The sequence below is a fragment of the Microbacterium sp. GW821-FHT01D02 genome (genome assembly GCF_059422585.1).
This window is the reverse complement of record NZ_JBWKXB010000002.1, coordinates 429651-447801: the sequence shown is the minus strand read 5'-3', so window position 1 is coordinate 447801 and position 18151 is coordinate 429651. Positions and strand designations below refer to the sequence as shown.

Below are 18151 nucleotides of genomic sequence, written 5' to 3'. Positions count from 1 at the left end.
AGTCCGCTCCCTCCGAGAAGACCATGACGAAGAACAAGGGTGCCGTGAACAGCGACTCCAGCGATCCGCTCCGCCCGTCCGACCACGTCGACGGCGACGACTCGATCACCCAGCCGCGGCTCGGCCTCGTCGGCTGGCTGCGCTGGGGATGGCGCCAGCTGACCTCGATGCGCACGGCCCTGGTCCTGCTGCTGGTGCTCGCGATCGCGGCCATCCCCGGCTCGATCTTCCCGCAGCGGATGGCCGACCCGAACGGCGTCACGCAGTGGGAGCGCGACAACCCCGACCTCTTCCCGGTGCTCGACGGACTCAAGATGTTCGACGTGTACCTGTCGCCGTGGTTCTCGGCGATCTACCTGCTGCTCTTCGCCTCGCTGGTCGGCTGCGTGATCCCGCGCATCAAGCACCACGCGAAGGCCCTCCGCGCCCGTCCGCCGCGCACGCCCGCGCGCCTGCAGCGCCTCGAGGACTACCGCGCCGTCACTCGCGACCCGTCGGCCGACACCGGCACGAAGACCGGTGACGCCGAGGCCGAGGCCGCCGCGTCGATCGACGTCGCCACGAAACAGCTCAAGGCGCTCGGCTATCGGGTGGAGCGCTACGACCGCGGGCGCACGTTCTCGGTCTCCGCGGAGCGCGGCTACTGGCGCGAGACCGGCAACCTGCTCTTCCACCTCGCGCTCGTCGGCGTGCTGGTCACGGTCGGCGTGGGCGGCGGGTTCTCGTACACCGGACAGCGCGTGCTGGTCGAGGGGGAGACCTTCGCGAACACCCTGCTCGACTACGACTCCATGAACCGCGGCCGCTTCGTGGGGGATGACGCGTTCTCGCCCTACTCGATGCGTCTCGACTCCTTCGATGTGACCTACCAGCCGTTCGGCGAGCCGGGCTCCGGTCAGGCCGGCAACTTCTCCGCCAACGTCACCGTGCAGGAGGACGGCGAGGAGCGCGAGGGATCCGTCAAGGTCAACGAGCCGCTCGCCGTGGCCGACGACGACGTGTTCCTGCTCGGCAACGGCTACGCGCCGACCGTCACGGTGCGCGATCCCGAGGGCAACGTCGTGTTCACGAACAGCACGCCGTTCCTCCCGCAGGACAACAACATGACCTCGCTCGGCGTGCTCAAGATCCCGGATGGCCTGGCCGAGCAGGTGGGCCTCGTCGGGTTCTTCTACCCGACCACCGGCGTGCTCGACACGGGCGCGTTCTTCTCCGCCTACGGCGATCTCACGAACCCGACGCTCACGCTCGACGTGTACACGGGCGACCTGGGCATCAACGAAGGCGTGCCGCGCTCGGTCTACGTGCTCGACACGACCGGGATGACCAAGCTCACCGGCCGCACCACGAACGTCGAGTCGATCGAGCTCACGCCCGGCCAGACCGCGCAGCTGCCGAACGGCCTCGGCTCCGTGACCTTCGAGGACGAGTCGCCCGCGGGCGCGACCGACGCCTCGAAGTCCGTGAAGCGCTTCGCCTCGCTGCAGATCCACCGCGACGAGTCGGGTGTGTGGGTGCTCGGCTTCGCGCTGCTGGCTCTCGGCGGTCTCATGATCGCCCTGTTCGTGCCGCGCCGACGCGTGTGGGTCAAGGCGACCGCGCACGACGGCGAGGTGGCGCTCGAGTACGCCGCACTCGCTCGAGGCGAGGACCCGACGCTCGCCGCCGCCGTCGACGACCTCGTCGCCGGCCACGCACGACTCCTCGACGCCGCGGGCGGCACGACGGCTCGCCCCACCATCGACGACACCGCGGACGAGTCCGCGCAGCCGGAGGCCCCGGCGACCGACACCCGAAAGTAGACTGACACCATGCTCGAGCTCAACGTGATCTCGCCGGTCCTGCTCTGGACGGCGATCGCGATCTATGCGGCGGCCTTCGTGGCCTATGCCTTCGATCTCGCGCGGCGCTCGCAGGCGACGGCCGACGCGCAGACGGTCCGGGAAGCGGTCCTCGTCGGAGCAGGCGGGGGCACCGCCACGGCGTCCTCCGGCGCGCCTGGCAAGGACGCCGCTCCGCAGCGCTTCGTGATGGCCCGGATCGGCACCTCGCTGACGGTCCTCGGCTTCCTCTTCCACCTCGCGGCGACCGTCACCCGCGGCCTCGCCGCCGGTCGGGTGCCGTGGGCCAACCTCTACGAGTTCGCGATGATGGGCACGCTGCTCATCATCGCGGTGTACCTCGTGGTGCTCACGCGCCTCGACCTGCGCTTCCTCGGCACGTTCATCACCGGCCTGGTCGTGGTGCTGCTGGGCCTCGGAGCGACGAACTTCTACGTCGAGGTCTCCCCGCTGATGGACCCGCTGAAGAGCGTCTGGCTGGTCATCCACGTGTTCGTCGCCTCGCTGGCCACCGCGTTCTTCGCGCTCGCGTTCGCCCTCTCGGTGATCCAGCTCATGCAGTCGCGCCGGGAGCGGCTCGTCGCAGAAGGGGCCGCGAAGACCGGGCCCGGCTTCCTCCGCACCTTCCCGCCGTCCGTGCGCCTGGAGAGCCTGGCGTACATGTTCACGATCATCGGCTTCATCCTGTGGACCTTCACGCTCATCGCGGGGTCGATCTGGGCGTACTACGCCTGGAGCCGCTTCTGGGGCTTCGACGTGAAGGAGACCTGGACGTTCGTGATCTGGGTCCTCTACGCCGGCTACATCCACGCTCGGGCGACGCGCGGTTGGCGCGGCAACCCCTCCGCGTGGCTGGCGATCGTCGGCTTCTCGGCCGTGATCTTCAACTTCACGATCGTCAACGTCTTCTTCAAGGGCCTGCACGCCTACTCCGGCCTGAGCTGACCCTCGTCGGGTGACACCGAGACCCGTCCGCGCTGACCTGCGCGGGCGGGTCTCGTGCGTCCGGGCGCTGCGGCTTGGACGGTGGGGGACCATGGCTGAGGCGGGGCGGTGCCGAAACCCGGAGAGAAAGCCCTCGGCCCGGCGCGTCGTGTGCTGACGCGCCGGGCCGAGGGCGGATGCTCTCCGTTCTGGCCGGAGAGGTGCGGGTCAGGCGGTGGCGAGCACCGCCTGAACCGAGGTCGTGCGACGCATGGTCACGGCGAGCGTGGTGGCCACGAGGGACAGCACGCCCCAGACCACCAGCGCCGCCACTGCGGAGCCGCTCCCGGCGATCAGGCCCGCGAACGCGGGGGCCGTCGGCAGCGCCGCTCCGATGCCGGCCAGCCAGTCGGGCACGGTGGAGATCAGCCCGGTCGCGACGGCCAGCACGCCGATGAGGGCGGAGATCCATCGTCCGACACCACCGAACAGCGCGACCAGCGCCTGGTTCACCGCGGCGAAGACCACGCCGGCCAGCACGGCCGTTCCCGCGAAGGCCCACCAGGTTCCCGCGTCATAGCTCGCCACGATCTGCACGATGAGCGACACCAGCAGACCCTGTCCGGCGCCGATCAGTGCCGCCGGCGCGAACGCCCGCAGCGTGAGCATCGCGGACGAGCGACGGGAGGTCAGGGTGCGCGCCGTGTGGGCGCGCATCACCACGAACGTCGCGAGCCCGCCGAACCACAGCACGACGGCCGCGAGCAGGGGAATGGCGGTCGGCCCGAAGATCGTGTTCATCGACGAGTTCGACGACACCGGGTCGGCGATCACCGTGGCGAGGGACTTCGAGTCGCTGTCGCTGAACGAGGGGAGCGAGTCGGATGCCGTGCGCAGCCCACCCGCGAGGTCACCCGTTCCGGTCGCCAGGGTGTCGAGCCCGGTCGCGAGCTCGGTCGTGCCGTCGGCGAGAGCGGTGGCGCCCTCGGACAGCTGGGTCGCACCGGAGGCGAGGCCGCGAGCGCCGGTCGCGGATGCGCCGATGCCCTGGTCGGCGAGCTGGGTGAGGCCGCCCGCGAGCTGCGTGGCCCCGGCCCCGGCCTGGGTCATGCTCGATGCCAGCGTGGTGAACGTGCCCGGGAGGGCGCCGACGCCACCGGCGACCTTCGGGTCGTTGAGGATTCCGGATGTGGTCCCGGCGTTCGTCGCCACGGCGCCCGCATCGTCTCGGAGGGAGGTGAGCAGATCGCACTGCGCCTGGTCCGTCACCGGAGTGGCGCATGCGGTATCCGCCAGTCCGGCCAGTTTCTGCGCGAGCGCGGCCGAGCCCGATGCCGCCGACTTCGCGGATGCCGAGGCGCCCTGAATTCCGCCCACGAGCTTCTGCACGTCGGCGACGCTTCCCTGCAGCTTCGTTCCGCCGGCGGTCAGCCCGGACCCGATCTGTGCCGCACCATCCGCGGCCTCGCGGGTCTTGCCCGCGATCGTGTCGAGACCGGTCGCGAGCGACGAGGCGCCCGTCCCGATCTGTCCTGCGCCGGAGGCCAGCTTGGTGGCGCCGTCCGGGATCGCGGCCGCGCCGGTCGCGGCATCCCGCGCGCCGTTCGCGAGCTTGAGCGCGCCGTCCGCCGCATCGCCGATCTGGTCGCCGATCGTGGTGAACCCGACGAGGATGTTCTCGGTCGTCGCCTCGGTGAGCATGGTGCCCATGGTCGAGGCGGCGACGTCGGCGATCTGCCCCGTGATGAGGTCGTCCGCGACGAGCCCGTCGTCCGGGGTGGTCACGGTGATGGTCGCCTTCTCGGCCTTGCCGCCACCGTCGGAGATCGCCTGACCGGCCGAGGTCGCCGCCGCGGAGAAGTCCTCCGGAATCGTGATGACGGCCTGGTACGAGCCGTCGGCGAGTCCGTCGGCGGCGTCGTCCTTGTTGGAGATCACCCACGTGAGGTTGGAATCCAGGTCGTCCGAGCCCTCCACGAGTCCGGAGGCGAGCTGACGTCCGAGCGGGGTCATCTGCCCGTCGATGGTCACGGGCTCGTCGAGGTTGACGATGGCCGCGGTCATCGAGTCCAGGCGCTCGGTCGGGTTCTGCAGGGCCGCGACCAGGATGCCGCCGACCGCCGCCGGCAGCAGCAGCACGCCGAGGATGGTCAGCCACGTGATGGGCTTGCGGGAGCGCGCGCGCTCGATGGGGAGGGTCATGCGGTCACCTCGGTGGATTCTGCGGTGCTCCGGCGAGGAGCGCGCGTGTCGAGAGTCTGTGCGTCGGGCCAGCCGGCCTCGGCGAGAGTGGTCCGTGCCGAGTCGGCGTCGGAGGCGGTGGCGAACACCGCGAGCGATCGGGAGGCTGCGGCATCTCGCAGCATCGCCGTCGCCTGGTCGCGTTGGCCACCCGAGAAGCGGTCGAGGCCGTCGATCACGACGATCTGCGACTTCCCGCGCAGGGCCTCGGCCAGGTCGGCGAGTGCGGCATCCGCGTCGTCGACCAGGACGCAGCCGACGTGCGATCGCACCCAGGCGGCGCGTCCGGGGAGCAGGTGGCCCGCGACGCGGAGCCGTCCGTCCGTCGGCGTCAGGCGTCCCGCGATCGTGAGGGCCAGAGCCCGACGCGTCCGTAGGTCGCCGCCGGTCGCGATGACCGCGCCGCCGTTCGGGATGCGCATCGTCAGATCCTCGACGAGGGGCGCATCCGCGCTGATCTCGAGGCTGTCGGCGGCGACCACGGACCCGTCGCCCGGCCACTCGGCCAGATGGCGTTCGCGCTCCACGGCCTCGCCTTCGACGTCGACGCGGGGAAGGATCTTCTCCAGCCAGCGCGGGAGCTCCCAGGCGCGCTCGCCGAGGATCGCCATGAGGGCGGGGATGAGCGTCATCCGCACGAGGAAGGCGTCGATCGCGATACCGGCGGCGAGTCCGAGCGCGATGGGTTTCAGGGACGAGTCACCCTCAGGGACGAAGGCCACGAACACCGCGAACATGATGAGACCCGCCGCGGTGACGACCTTGGCTGAGCCGGTGAACCCGCTGCGCACGGTGCGCAGGGCTGCGGCGCGGCGCTTCGCGCGATCCGGGCTCTTCGAATCCGGGTCGTGCACGAAATCCTCACGCATGCGGGAGACGAGGAACACCTGGTAGTCCATCGCGAGCCCGAACAGCACGCCCATCAGGATGATCGGCATGAAGCTGATGATCGGTCCGACCTTGGCGACGTGCAGCAGGTCGGCGAACCAGCCCCACTCGAACACGGCACCGACCACACCGAAGGCGGCGACGATCGAGAGCAGGTATCCGGCGGCCGCGGTGATCGGCACCCAGAGCGAGCGGAACACGATGGTCAGCAGGATCAGCGAGAGGCCGATGACGAAGATGCCGAACGGCAGCAGTGCGTGGCCGAGCTGATCGGAGATGTCGATGCCGACGGCCGTGAATCCGGTGACCTTGAGGTCGATGCCGAACTCTTCGAGCCACTCGTCGTGGTGGCTCCTCAGCTCGCGCACGAGGTCGGCGGTCGCCGGGTCGTCCGGGGCGGTCTCCGGGATGATCTGCACGATGCCGGTGTCCGCGGTCTCGTTCGGGGTCGCGAGTGCGACCTCCTTCACGCCGGGGATCTTCTCGACGGCATCCCCGAGGTCTTCCATCAGGGTGAGCGGGTCGGTGGAGGTGACGATCGTTCCGGTGAGGATCAGTGGTCCGTTGAACCCGGGGCCGAACTGCTCGCCCACGAGGTCGTAGGTCTGCCGTGCCTCGGAGTCCTTCGGGAGCACGCCGGCGTTGGGGAGCGCGAGGTTCAGGCTCAGCGCGGGGACGGCCACGATGCCGAGGCCGATCACGACCGCGAGCGACACCAGGATCGGGCGCTTGGTGACGCCGTTCACCCAGCGGGTGCTGCCCGCGACGCGGACCGGAGCGGCGGGCGCGTCCCCGGAGCTGTCCTTCGCGCTCTTCTTCTTCGCCTTCGGGGCGCGCTTCGGTCGGCCCACGACCCGGCCCTTCACGAAGCCGAGGAGCGCCGGGGTGAGCGTGACGGCGATCGCGACGGCGACGGCCACGGCGACGGAGGCCGCGATGCCCATCGTGGTGAGGAACGGGATGCCCGCGAACCCGAGGCCGATGAGCGCGATGAGCACGGTGACGCCGGCGAAGACCACGGCGGACCCTGCGGTGCCGACTGCGCGAGCGGCGGACTCCTCCGGATCGACCCCCTCGCGGACCTGGTCCTGATGTCGGGCCATGATGAACAGCGCGTAGTCGATGCCGACGGCGAGGCCGAGCATGAGCGCCAGCAGCGGGGTGGTCGAGGAGACCGTGGCGAACGCGGTCGCGGTGAAGATGCCGGCCATCGAGATGCCGACGCCGAGGATGGCGGTGAGCAGCGGGAGTCCTGCCACGACGAAGGAGCGGAACGTGACGATCAGGACGAGGAGCGCGATCAGCAGTCCGACGGCCTCGGTGAGCGTGACACCGGGGATCGAGATCGCGAACAGGTCGCCGCCGAGCGAGGTCTGCGAACCCGCGGGGAGCTCGGAGTCGAGGTCGCTGACGACGGTGCGCAGTGCGTCTTTCGTGTCGTCGGAGACGTCGGTGGACTCGCCGTCGAACTGCACGCGGACGATCGCCGCGGTGTCGTCCTCGTTGATCATGCCGCTGACCATCTCGTCGTACGGCGAGGTGGCCGCGAGCACGCCGTCGAGGTCGCCCAGCTCGTCGACGGCATCCTCGATGTGATCGCGGTAGTCGTCATCCGTGATCTTGTCGCCGTCGGCGGCCACCACGATGAACTGGGCGTTCGTCCCGCTCACCTGCGGGAAGGAGCGGGAGAGCTGCTCGAGTCCGGCCTGCGATTCGGTGCCGGGGATGGAGAAGGTGTTGTCGGTGCCCGCCCCCAGCACGAGTGCTCCGGCGCCGGCGATGCCGAGCGCGAGCAGCCAGGACACGAGGACTCGCCAGGGGTGCCGGAAGGACCAGCGTCCGAGCGAGGACAGGAGTGTGGACACGCGTTCCTCCGAAGGGTACGGGGTGGATACACAGGTGTATCCAATACATAGATGTATCGTAAGGTGACCCGCCCGGCTCAGCCTGTGTGCGGGGTGTGAATCATGCGAGAGTGAGGGGTCAGGAGGTTTCGATGTCGATACCCGCAACCCGCAGCCGAGAGAACACGCGGGCCCGCCTGCTCGAAGCGGCGGCCCAGGTCTTCGCCGAGGTCGGCCTCGACGGCGCGTCCGTCGAGGCGGTGTGCGAGCGCGCCGGCTTCACCCGTGGCGCGTTCTACTCCAATTTCGAATCCAAGGACGAGCTGTTCCTCATGCTCGCCGCGAGCGTCTCCGATGTCCGCGTGAGCGCGGTGCGCACCCGCGTCGAGGAGCTGACGGCCGCCGGTGCCCTGGTCGAGGGGTGCGATCCGATCGACCTCGTGCAGCAGATCATGGAGCTCGGCGGAGACGACCGTCTCGGTGTCATGCTGCTCAGCGAGATCCGCATCCGAGCGCTGCGCGACGCGAAGTTCGGCGAGGCCTACCTCATGCAGGAGCGCGAGATGGTCTCGAGCATTGCGCAGATCGTCGACGACATCGTCACTGCCGGCCTGCTGCGCCTTCGCCTTCCGGCCGAGACGGCAGCTCGCATGCTCATGATCATCTGGGAGGGCATGACGGTGCGCGGCGCCATGGCCGGCCAGGATGACGCGCAGCTGCGGCACTCCGGTGGCGAAGAGCTCGGCCGTCTGGTGCAACTGCTCATCGAGCAGTAGTCCGCAAGACCACCGGGTGGAGGGCGGAGAGGCCCACCGACTCAGTTCGCGGCGGCCGCCAGTTCGTAGTGGCAGCGTGCGAGTCGGGCGATCCACCATTCACGGCGCTCGTCGGATGCGGCCAGGCGGGTGAGGGCATCCGCGTCCGGCGTCACCCGGCCGACCGGGATCGAGCCGTCGACCGGGCGCCGGTCGGCCACGTCGTCGAGGAAGAGTGACGCCGTCCCGAGCCCGCAGTCGTAGTCGAGCGTCGGGAGCGCGGCAGCGAGAGCGGCGCCCTGGGACAGTCCGATCGCGGTGTCCAGTGCGCTCGACACGACGACCGGGAGTCCCGCGGCCGTGACGATCTGCAGTGCGTGCGTGACACCGCCGAGCGGCTGGGCCTTGACGACGAGGAGGTCGGCTGCGCCCGCGCGGGCCACGGCGAGCGGATCGGACGACTTGCGCACGCTCTCGTCGGCGGCCACCGGGATGCCCATGTGCTTCACGCGCCGACGCAGATCGGCGAGCTCCGGCACCGTCGCGCACGGCTGCTCCACGTACTCCAGGTCGTATTCGCCCAGGGCGTGCACCGCGTGCTCGGCCTCGTCGACGTTCCAGGCGCCGTTCGCATCGACGCGGATGCGCCCCTCCGGGCCCATCGCCTCGCGCACCGCACGGACGCGGGCGACGTCGTCGGCGAGCGTCTGCCCCGGCTCGGCGACCTTGACCTTGGCCGTGCGGCACCCCGCGAACCGCGCCAGCAGCTCGGGGACCCGTGCGGCATCGATCGCCGGGACCGTCGCATTCACGCCGATCCGGTCACGCAGCGGCGCCGGCTGCGGACGCCACGCGTAGTCGATCGCCGCGGCGAGCCAGGTGGCGGCCTCGGCGTCTTCGTATTCCGTGAACGGGGAGAACTCCGCCCACCCCTCCGGCCCCTCGAAGAGAAGCGCCTCCCGCACGTCGACGCCGCGGAAGCGACTGTGCATCGGGAGGGCGACGACCCTGGCCGAGTCGAGCAGGTCTGCGAGCGGCGGGATCATGTCAATCGTTCTCCAGGATCTTGGGGAGGTGCCCCAGTTCGTTGAGGCGTCGGATGAGACGTGTTGCCAGGGGGCCTCGACTCAGTGAGAGGAGGTAGAAGCGGGGGCCGTCCGCCGCCTGTCGGAGCAGGTCGCGATCGAGGAGACTGCGGATGCGCCGGGAGCGCTGCGAGGCGGTGCCGGGGATCGCCGATTCGAGGTCGCCGGCCTTCACCACACCGGTGGCCAGGACCGCGCGCAGAGCCGCTTCGTCCCCACGATCGATGGCTCCGTCTCGGGTCATCTGCGCCAGGGCGGGACCGACGAGCTCGGACTCGACGAATGCCTGGTCATGCAGGCGGACGAGGCGGGCAAGGTCGTCCCGGATCCCGCGGGCGAAGAAGGTGATCCAGGCGACCGTGCCCTCCTCCTCCAGCGAGTCGGCGGATTCGAGGGCGGCGATGTAGGCGGATCGATCGTTGCCGAAGACCGCGGCGGGATTCAGGGCGCTGTAGCCGCCGGTCGCGAACACCGTCTTCCGCAGCATGGCATACGTGAAGAGGCGCGAGACGCGACCGTTGCCGTTGCGGAACGGATGGATCCAGACGAAGCGGTGATGGGCGAGCGCGATCTGCATCATCTGCTCGTGCATCGGTCGCTCGGCGTTCGCGAAGTCGAGCAGGTCCGACATCTCCGCGTGCACGGTGACCCAGGAGGGAGGGACGTGGGCGGAGCCGGCGATCGCGACCTCCTGATCGCGATAGGCCCCGGGCGTCGGATCCCCTTCGCGGGCGAGGCCGTCGACGGTCCTCGTGTGCAGGTCTCGGAGGAGACGGTGGGTGAGTGGGTGGCGAGGATCGAGAGAGTCGAGGTGACGCACGGCCTCGACGATGTTGGAGATCTCGCTGAGATGGTCGGCGAGGTTTCGCGTTCCCGCTTCGCCCATGGCCTCGACGGCCTCGTAAACGGTCGTGTGGTTGCCTTCGATGCGGGCGGAGATCACGCTCATCACGGTGTCGAAGAGCAGATGCAGCTCCGAGACGATCTCGCGGTGCGCCGTACCGACGCCGACGTCGGCGCGAAGACGCTCGATCTCGAAGAGCAACGGGACGAGTTCGGAATCGAACGCGGGCTGCGGCAGCCGGTACAGGTCGGTCATCGAGACTTCTCCGATCCGCCGCAGGAACTTTCTCTGATTCTGTCAGACTTCTTGCCGGAAGTGCAGGTGGATCCCTTGTTTCATGCGGAACTTGCGCTTTTGCGCGCCTTGAAGAATTTGCTCGGGCGGTGAGCGTTTCTTGCGCCCGCCGGGCGGGTGAGTCGTCGGACGCTCAGCCCAGGCGCTTCTGCAGTTCGCCCATCCGCTCGGTCGGCACGAATCCGAGCAGCGTGTTCACGGCGAGCATGTGCGCATTGGATTCGGCGTTGTAGGTGTACACCGCCGGGACCTGCGGGGCCTCGTGCTGCAGCAGTCGGAGGTTCGCGAGCTTGACGGCGGTGCCGAGCCGGTGGCCGCGGTCGGACGTGCGCACGAGCGTGCCCCATTGGTACGCGTTGCCGTCGTCACCGGAGATCACCAGCTGCGTGTAGGCGGCGGCCTCGCCCTTCGGCGTGACGGCGACCGTGCCGATCGACGTCCGATGCTGCCGGCCCAGGAGCTCCTCCTGTTCCCGGATGGCGGCGACGTCGGGCTTCGCGGGTTCGATGTCGAGGTCGCCGCTGGGGGCTTCCGTCTCGACCGCGGCGTCGAGGATCGCCCAGCCTTCCACCACGTCGTCCGGCACCGGGCCGATCCAGCTGCGGAGCTCGTACCCGCCGGTCGCGGCGGCGATGTCCGCCTCGACGCGGTCGAGCAGTGCCAGGTCGACGGGGAGGGTGAGACGGTTCTGCACGTCCCCGAGTGCGAGCGCGTATCCGTGTCGGCGGGCGAACTCGCGGCCGGGGGCCCCGGCGCCGTCCGTGCCGAGTTCGTAGCGCCAGGAGGTGCTCCCCTGCAGGGTGGTGCGCCCGTCGGCCGTCGCCTCCTGCTCGAGGAAGGCGAGGGCTGCGGATCCGATGCCGCGCCGACGATGCTCGGGCGGCACGTCGATCGCGAGGTGCGCGATGTGGGTGTTGTCCTTCTGGGGGAGTGCGAGCGACGCCGATCCCACGACGACCTCGCCGTCGCGCACCAGGAACGCGCGGCGCTCGACGACCTGCGACTCCTGTTGCAACTCGCTGCGGCTCTCCTCCCGCGTCCAGACGGGAGTGTCCTGCCCGCGGTCCGCGCGCTCGGCGGCGGCATAGGCGTCCCACCAGGCGTCCACGGCGTCGGCGTCGAAGGGATCGATGCGCGCGATCTCGATCGTCATGTCTCCACGCTACGCCGTCGGGTTTCTGGAGTCACCCATCGACGTGTGATTGACAATGGTGTGTGAAACACAGTAATGTGACGAACATGAACGAAGTCCTCGACACGCACCTGCAGGAACTGCGGCGCGGCACCGTGGTGCTCGCGTGTCTGCAGCTGCTGCGCACGCCGGGCTACGGCTACGGGCTGCTCGAGCAGTTGGAGCAGCGCGGCTTCGCGACCGACGCGAACACGCTGTATCCGCTGCTTCGCCGGCTGGAGAAGCAGGAGTACCTCACGAGCGAGTGGAACACCGACGAGGCTCGACCCCGCAAGTTCTACCGCACCTCGGATGCCGGCATCCGCCTCGCCGACACCCTCACCGACGAATGGCGATCCCTCACCACGGCGATCGCGACCCTCACCTCCGAGGAGATCTGACATGACGACGACGACTTCGCTCACCGAGCGATACATCAGTGCGACGATCCGCAGCCTCCGCCCCACCGCTCAGGCCGACGTCCGCGCCGAACTCGAAGCCTCCATCGCCGACGCGATCGAGGCACGGGTCGAGCAGGGCGAGGCGCCCGAGACCGCCGAGCGTGCGGTCCTGAGGGAGCTCGGCGACCCCGGCATCCTCGCTGCGGGCTACGCCGATCGCCCGCTGCACCTGCTCGGACCCCGCTACTACCTGATCTGGTGGCGGCTGCTGAAGCTGCTGCTGATCATCGTTCCGGCCTGTGCCGCGTTCGGCGTCGCGATCGCGAAGCTCATCGAGGGCGCGACCGTCGGAGAGGTGATCGGGACGATCGTCGCCGTCACCATCTCGGTCGTGGTGCACGTGTGCTTCTGGGTGACCCTGGTCTTCGTCGTGCTGGAGCGCACCGGCGCCGACACGGGGGAGAAGTGGGACGTCGACCAGCTGCCCACGCCGACCGAGAACGGAGCCGCGCGCAGCGACATGATCGCCTCGCTCGTGTTCGTGGGCATCCTCATCGGCGCGGTGCTATGGGACGCGACGCGCGGCTTCTTCCCGACCGGCGGCGACCCGATCCCGGTTCTGAACCCCGGGCTCTGGCCGTGGGGGATGATCGTGCTCCTCGGGATCATGGTCGCCGATGCTCTCCTGGCCGTCGCCGTGTACGTCCGCCGGAGGTGGACGGTCGGACTCGCCGTCGTCAACACCGCGCTCTCGATCGCCTTCGCCGTCTGGGCGGTGACGCTGTTGGTGCAGGGCGAGCTGCTGAACCCGGAGTTCGTGCAGTTCGCGTTCTCCGACAACGGTGTGGAGGCCGACACGCTGCGCGTCCTCGCGGTGATCACCGGCGTCGGCATCGTCGCCGTCCAGGTGTGGACCATCGTCGACGGGTGGATGAAGACCTGGCGCGCCCGTCGCATCTGACTGCGGCGCGTGCCGTGTGCCGGGGAGACCGCGAGGAATAGGCTGGATGCCGTGACCGATGCCTTCGTCTCCGACCTGTTCGACCCGGCCGAGTGGGTGCTCGCGCCCGGTGCCGAGGACTACACCGACATCACGGCGCACGTCTCGCGCGACGGCGGGGTCGCGCGCATCGCGTTCCACCGTCCGGAGGTGCGCAACGCGTTCCGGCCGCACACGGTGGACGAGCTCTATCGCGCTCTCGACATCGCCCGCCAGGACGCCCGCGTCGGCGCCGTGCTGCTCACCGGCAACGGCCCGAGCCAGAAGGACGGCGGCTGGGCATTCTGCTCCGGCGGCGACCAGCGCATCCGGGGTCGCGACGGGTACAAGTACTCCGATGCCGAGACGGCGATCGTCGACGGAGCGAGCCGCGCGGCGGTCGGACGCCTCCACATCCTCGAGGTGCAGCGCCTGATCCGCTTCATGCCCAAGGTCGTCATCGCCGTCGTGCCGGGGTGGGCGGCCGGTGGCGGGCACTCCCTGCACGTGGTGTGCGACCTCACGATCGCGTCGGCGGAGGAGGCCCGCTTCAAGCAGACGGATGCCGACGTGGGCAGCTTCGACGCCGGATACGGCTCTGCGTACATGGCCCGCCAGACCGGACAGAAGTTCGCGCGCGAGGTGTTCTTCCTCGCCGAGGAGTACTCCGCCCAGCGCGCCTACGAGATGGGCGCCGTCAACCGCGTGGTGCCGCACGCCGAGCTCGAGCGCGAGGCCCTGAAGATGGCCCGCACCGTGCTGACCAAGTCGCCCACCGCGATCCGCATGCTGAAGTTCGCCTTCAACGCGGTCGACGACGGGCTGGTCGGCCAGCAGGTCTTCGCGGGGGAGGCCACCCGCCTCGCCTACGGCACCGACGAGGCCGTCGAGGGCCGCGACTCGTTCCTCGAGAAGCGCGACCCCGACTGGTCCTCCTTCCCCTGGCACTACTGAACCCCTCGGGCACACGGAGTCGGAGACGCGCATGACCGCCCTGATCCCCACGGATGCCGAAGATCCGGCGCAGCTCCGCGACGTGCTGCAGCGCGCCCTCGACGGCGGCCCGGCCCTCGGCCTCGGCATGCTGGCCGGGGCTCCGGCGAACGTGGCGGACGGCATCGCGGCCGTGATCGCGACCTCGGGGTCGAGCGGCATCCCGAAGCGGGTGGCCCTGAGTGGCGAGGCGCTGCGCGCGAGCGCCGAGGCCACGGCGGCACGGATCGGCAGCGGACGCTGGCTGCTCGCCCTCCCCGCGGGCTACGTCGCGGGGCTGCAGGTCGTGGTGCGCTCGATCCTGGCAGGCACGGAGCCCGCGCAGCTGGACGGCCGGTTCTCCCCGATGTCCTTCGCCGAGGCGACGCTCGCGATGCTGCGGCCGGCGGCGGGCGCGGGCGTACCGGAGCTCTTCACCTCGCTCGTCCCCGCTCAGGTGGCGACCCTGCTCGACGCGGCGGACGACACCGCGGTGCGGGCCGCGCTACGGGCGTATCGGGCGATCCTCGTGGGTGGGCAGTCGCTCCCCGAACCGCTGCGGGAGCGGGCGGCCGACCTCGGTGCGCGGCTGGTCCGCACCTACGGCTCGACCGAGACCAGCGGCGGCTGCGTCTACGACGGGGTGCCGCTCGACACGGTCGGAGTGCGCACCGTCGACGGTGAGCTGCGCATCGCCGGCCCGATGCTCGCCGAGGGGTACCTCGGTGACGGGTCGCTGACCGCGCGCACCTTCGTCCGTGACGAGCACGGCATCCGCTGGTACCGCACCGGCGACCTCGGGATCGTCGAGGAGGGGGTGGTGCGGGTGCACGGCCGGGCCGACAACGTGATCGTCTCCGGGGGGATCAACATCTCGCTGGACCGGGTGGAGCGCATCGTCCGGCGGATCGCAGGGCTGCACGAGGCGGTCGTGGTCGGGGTGGACGACGAGCGCTGGGGCGAGGCCTCCGTGATCGTCGCCGCGCGGGGCGAGGTGCTCCGCCGCAGCGAATCCGAGCAGCTCGCCCACGCGCGCGAGGCCGTGGAGGACGAGCTCGGCAGGCATGCGCGCCCGTCGCGCCTGATCATGGTGGACGAGATCGAGGTGCTGTCCTCCGGCAAGCCCGATCGCGATGCGATCCGTCGCATGGTCGCCGAGCTGCACTGAGCGCTCCTGCCAGAATGAAGCGCATGGCCTCGTACACGCATGGACACCACGAATCCGTCCTCCGGTCGCACAACGTGCGCGACATCGCGAACTCCGCGGAGTACCTCCGCCCGCACCTCACGGCCACGACGCGACTTCTCGACGTCGGTGCGGGCCCCGGCAGCATCACGGTCGACTTCGCCGGCATCGTGGGGCATGTGACGGCCACCGAGATCGACGAGAATGCCCTGTCGCTGTCCCGGTCCCTTGCGGCGGACCGCGGCCTCACGAACCTCGCCTTCTCGGTCGAGGACGTGCATGCGCTGAGCTTCCCCGACGACTCCTTCGACGTCGTCCACGCACATCAGGTGCTCCAGCACGTCGGTGACCCGGTGCAGGCGCTCCGCGAGATGCGTCGCGTCACCGCTCCCGGAGGCATCGTCGCCGCGCGCGACGCGGACTACGCGGGCTTCCTCTGGTTCCCGGTGCTCCCCGAGCTCGACCGCTGGCTCGCCCTCTACCGCGCGGCCGCACGGGCCAACGGCGGGGAGCCGGATGCCGGACGACGGCTGCTGTCGTGGGCACGTGCTGCGGGCTTCGAGGACGTCACGGCGACGGCTTCCACCTGGTGCTACGCCTCCCCGGAGGAGCGCGCGTGGTGGGGCGGGATGTGGGCGGACCGCATCCTGGAGTCGGCGCTCGCGCGGCAGCTCGTCGACAGCGACATGGCGACCCGTGCCGATCTGGAGGAGATCAGCGAGGCGTGGAAGCGCTGGGCCGACGACGGAGACGGGTGGTACCTGGTGCCGCACGGCGAGATCATCGCCCGCGCCTGACGCCGATGGGATACATCCCGCGACGGATGCCCGCGGCGGAGCGCTCGCGTAGCGTGGGGGAGTGATCCGCCCGCTCTCCCGCACGGCGCTGATCCTCGACATCGTCGGGGCGGCGCTGCTCTTCCTCGTCCTCACGCCGATGTCGCTCGTGTTCTACGGGCCGGGGACCGGGAACACCGCGATCGGCGGCGTCGCGGTCGGCGGTGTCGTGGTCGCGAGTGTCCTGATGTTCGGCGGCGTCGCGATCGGGCGCCTCGCGCCGGGCCTGTCGCTCGCCGCCGCCTGGGCGGGCGCCGTGCTGCAGATGCTGGCCGGTTTCGGGCCGCTCCCGATCGACGTCGCGATCCTGCTCGTGCTCTACGCCACCGCGGCCTGGGGCACGCGGCGGGTGCTCTGGTGGGGATTCGGGTCCGCGCTCTTCGGCGGACTCATCGCGGCCGTGTACATGGTCATCGTGAACGGTGTCGCGTTCGGCACGGGCACCGGGTGGGAGAAGGTCACCACCGGCACGCTCCTGCTCGCGATCTCCGTCATGGCGCTCGGATTCGCGTGGGTGTGCGGGTTGCTGTGGCGCGTCGTGCTGCGCGCCCGGAGTACCCGCACGGCTCAGCTGCAGGCCGAGTCGCTCGCCGCCGAGGAGCAGGAGCGGGTGCGCATCGCCCGGGACATGCACGACATCGTCGCCCATTCCCTCGCCGTCGTGATCGCCCAGGCCGACGGCGCCCGATACGCGGCCGCCGCGAAGCCCGAGGTCGCGACCGAGGCCCTCGGCACCATCGCGCAGACCGCGCGCGGGGCGCTGAGCGATGTGCGGATGCTGCTCACCCAGCTCCGGCACCGGCAGGGCGACGGCCCGCAGCCGACGCTCGCCGATCTCGAGGCCCTGTTCGCGCAGGTGCGTCAGGCGGGGATCGAGCCGCGCGTCACGGTCGACCCCATGCCACCAGGCGAGCCGCCCGGGGCCATCCAGCTCGCGGTGTACCGCATCCTCCAGGAGGCGCTCACGAACGCCATCCGGCACGGCGACGGGACCGTCGACGTGCACCTCGCCTGGCTCCCGGACCGGGTCGACATCGACGTGCGGAACACGCTCGCGCACGATGCGGAGACCGCCCCCGGCGGCCACGGCCTGATCGGCATGCGCGAGCGGGCGCAGCTGGTCGGCGGTAGTCTGCAAGCCGAGCGCCGAGGGGCGCAGTTCGTGGTCCACGCCTCTCTCCCGATCGGAGCCTCCGCATGATCAGAGTCGTGCTCGTCGACGACCAGGCGCTGTTCCGTGCCGGCATCCGGATGCTCGTCGCCTCGCAGCCCGACCTCGACGTGGTGGGGGAGGCCGGCGACGGCAGGGAGGCGCTGGACGTGATCGGTGCGACCCGCCCCGATGTGGTGCTGATGGACATCCGGATGCCGGTCATGGACGGGCTCACGGCGACCGCCGAGATCCTCGCCCGGCCGGAGCCGCCGCGCATCGTGATGCTCACGACCTTCGACCTCGACGAGGCCGCGGCCCGCGCGATCCGGCAGGGTGCGAGCGGCTTCCTCCTGAAGGACGCCGACCCCGAGTTCCTGCTCGCCGCGATCCGCACCGTGCACTCCGGGTCGAGCGTGATCGCCGCATCCGCCACCCGCGACCTGTTCGCGCACTTCGCCGAGGCGCCCAAGCCGGTGCCGCCGCAGTACGTCACGCTCACGGACCGCGAGAAGGAGATCTTCGCGCTGGCCGCCCGCGGCCTCTCGAACGCCGAGATCGCCGGCCGCGAGTACCTGAGCGAGGCGACCGTGAAGACGCACATCAGTCGCATCCTCACCAAGCTCGCGCTGCGCGATCGGGTGCAGCTGGTCGTCTTCGCGTTCGAGCACGGTCTCGCCTGACCCGCAGCCGGGATCATCCTTGCGATGTACGCGGATGATCCGGATGGGCGATGACGC

15 protein-coding genes are annotated in these 18151 nt (G+C 70.3%); 10 read left to right on the top strand and 5 right to left on the bottom strand.

Annotated features, from left to right (window positions below; genetic code table 11):
• The first annotated feature begins 23 nt into the window (after positions 1 to 23).
• Positions 24 to 1802 carry a cytochrome c biogenesis protein ResB gene (gene resB / locus AC07VM_RS10920; protein WP_494911172.1) on the top strand — a complete coding sequence of 593 codons (1779 nt, stop codon included), beginning with the start codon at positions 24 to 26 and terminating at the stop codon, positions 1800 to 1802.
• A gap of 9 nt (positions 1803 to 1811) precedes the next feature.
• Positions 1812 to 2786 (top strand): c-type cytochrome biogenesis protein CcsB, encoded by a 975-nt coding sequence (gene ccsB / locus AC07VM_RS10915; protein ID WP_267417425.1) that lies wholly within the window; start codon positions 1812 to 1814, stop codon positions 2784 to 2786.
• 207 nt (positions 2787 to 2993) lie between these two features.
• On the opposite strand, the gene AC07VM_RS10910 is transcribed toward ccsB, so the two are convergent.
• The gene (locus AC07VM_RS10910; protein ID WP_494911171.1) at positions 2994 to 4967 is read right to left on the bottom strand and encodes a YhgE/Pip domain-containing protein; all 1974 of its coding nucleotides are present in this window, start codon (positions 4965 to 4967) and stop codon (positions 2994 to 2996) included.
• Entirely contained in the window at positions 4964 to 7759 is a 2796-nt protein-coding gene (locus tag AC07VM_RS10905; RefSeq protein WP_494911170.1) for an MMPL family transporter, read from the bottom strand. Before AC07VM_RS10905 ends, AC07VM_RS10910 begins: the two co-directional genes overlap by 4 nt.
• A 131-nt stretch (positions 7760 to 7890) precedes the next feature.
• Between AC07VM_RS10905 and AC07VM_RS10900 the strand changes: the two genes are divergently transcribed.
• Positions 7891 to 8514 carry a TetR/AcrR family transcriptional regulator gene (locus tag AC07VM_RS10900; protein WP_494911169.1) on the top strand — a complete coding sequence of 208 codons (624 nt, stop codon included), beginning with the start codon at positions 7891 to 7893 and terminating at the stop codon, positions 8512 to 8514.
• A 41-nt stretch (positions 8515 to 8555) separates the two neighbouring features.
• Here the strand turns inward: AC07VM_RS10900 and AC07VM_RS10895 are convergent, their stop codons facing one another.
• The 3 genes from AC07VM_RS10895 to AC07VM_RS10885 all read right to left on the bottom strand — a co-directional run bounded on the left by AC07VM_RS10895 (position 8556) and on the right by AC07VM_RS10885 (position 11869).
• Positions 8556 to 9539 (bottom strand): o-succinylbenzoate synthase, encoded by a 984-nt coding sequence (locus AC07VM_RS10895; protein ID WP_494911167.1) that lies wholly within the window; start codon positions 9537 to 9539, stop codon positions 8556 to 8558.
• 1 nt (position 9540) lies between these two features.
• Positions 9541 to 10677 (bottom strand): Fic family protein, encoded by a 1137-nt coding sequence (locus tag AC07VM_RS10890; RefSeq protein WP_494911166.1) that lies wholly within the window; start codon positions 10675 to 10677, stop codon positions 9541 to 9543.
• A 172-nt stretch (positions 10678 to 10849) separates the two neighbouring features.
• Positions 10850 to 11869 (bottom strand): GNAT family N-acetyltransferase, encoded by a 1020-nt coding sequence (locus AC07VM_RS10885; protein WP_494911165.1) that lies wholly within the window; start codon positions 11867 to 11869, stop codon positions 10850 to 10852.
• An 86-nt stretch (positions 11870 to 11955) separates the two neighbouring features.
• Here AC07VM_RS10885 and AC07VM_RS10880 point away from each other — a divergent pair, with 86 nt between their 5' ends.
• The 7 genes from AC07VM_RS10880 (at position 11956) to AC07VM_RS10850 (ending at position 18094) form a co-directional block, all read left to right on the top strand.
• The gene (locus AC07VM_RS10880) at positions 11956 to 12288 is read left to right on the top strand and encodes a PadR family transcriptional regulator (protein ID WP_494911164.1); all 333 of its coding nucleotides are present in this window, start codon (positions 11956 to 11958) and stop codon (positions 12286 to 12288) included.
• Between the two features lies 1 nt (position 12289).
• Complete coding sequence (locus tag AC07VM_RS10875; protein ID WP_494911163.1) at positions 12290 to 13249, top strand: permease prefix domain 1-containing protein; 960 nt, start codon at positions 12290 to 12292, stop codon at positions 13247 to 13249.
• A 51-nt stretch (positions 13250 to 13300) separates the two neighbouring features.
• Entirely contained in the window at positions 13301 to 14221 is a 921-nt protein-coding gene (locus tag AC07VM_RS10870) for a 1,4-dihydroxy-2-naphthoyl-CoA synthase (protein WP_494911162.1), read from the top strand.
• A 31-nt stretch (positions 14222 to 14252) separates the two neighbouring features.
• On the top strand, positions 14253 to 15407 hold the full coding sequence (locus AC07VM_RS10865) for an AMP-binding protein (protein ID WP_494911160.1): 1155 nt from the start codon (positions 14253 to 14255) through the stop codon (positions 15405 to 15407).
• 23 nt (positions 15408 to 15430) lie between these two features.
• Positions 15431 to 16222, top strand: coding sequence for a class I SAM-dependent methyltransferase (locus AC07VM_RS10860; RefSeq protein ID WP_494911158.1), 792 nt, complete (start codon positions 15431 to 15433; stop codon positions 16220 to 16222).
• Positions 16223 to 16283: 61 nt separating this feature from the next.
• The gene (locus AC07VM_RS10855; RefSeq protein WP_494911157.1) at positions 16284 to 17462 is read left to right on the top strand and encodes a sensor histidine kinase; all 1179 of its coding nucleotides are present in this window, start codon (positions 16284 to 16286) and stop codon (positions 17460 to 17462) included.
• Positions 17459 to 18094, top strand: a complete 636-nt coding sequence (locus tag AC07VM_RS10850) for a response regulator (RefSeq protein ID WP_494911156.1) — start codon at positions 17459 to 17461, stop codon at positions 18092 to 18094. Before AC07VM_RS10855 ends, AC07VM_RS10850 begins: the two co-directional genes overlap by 4 nt.
• The last annotated feature ends 57 nt before the right edge of the window (positions 18095 to 18151 follow it).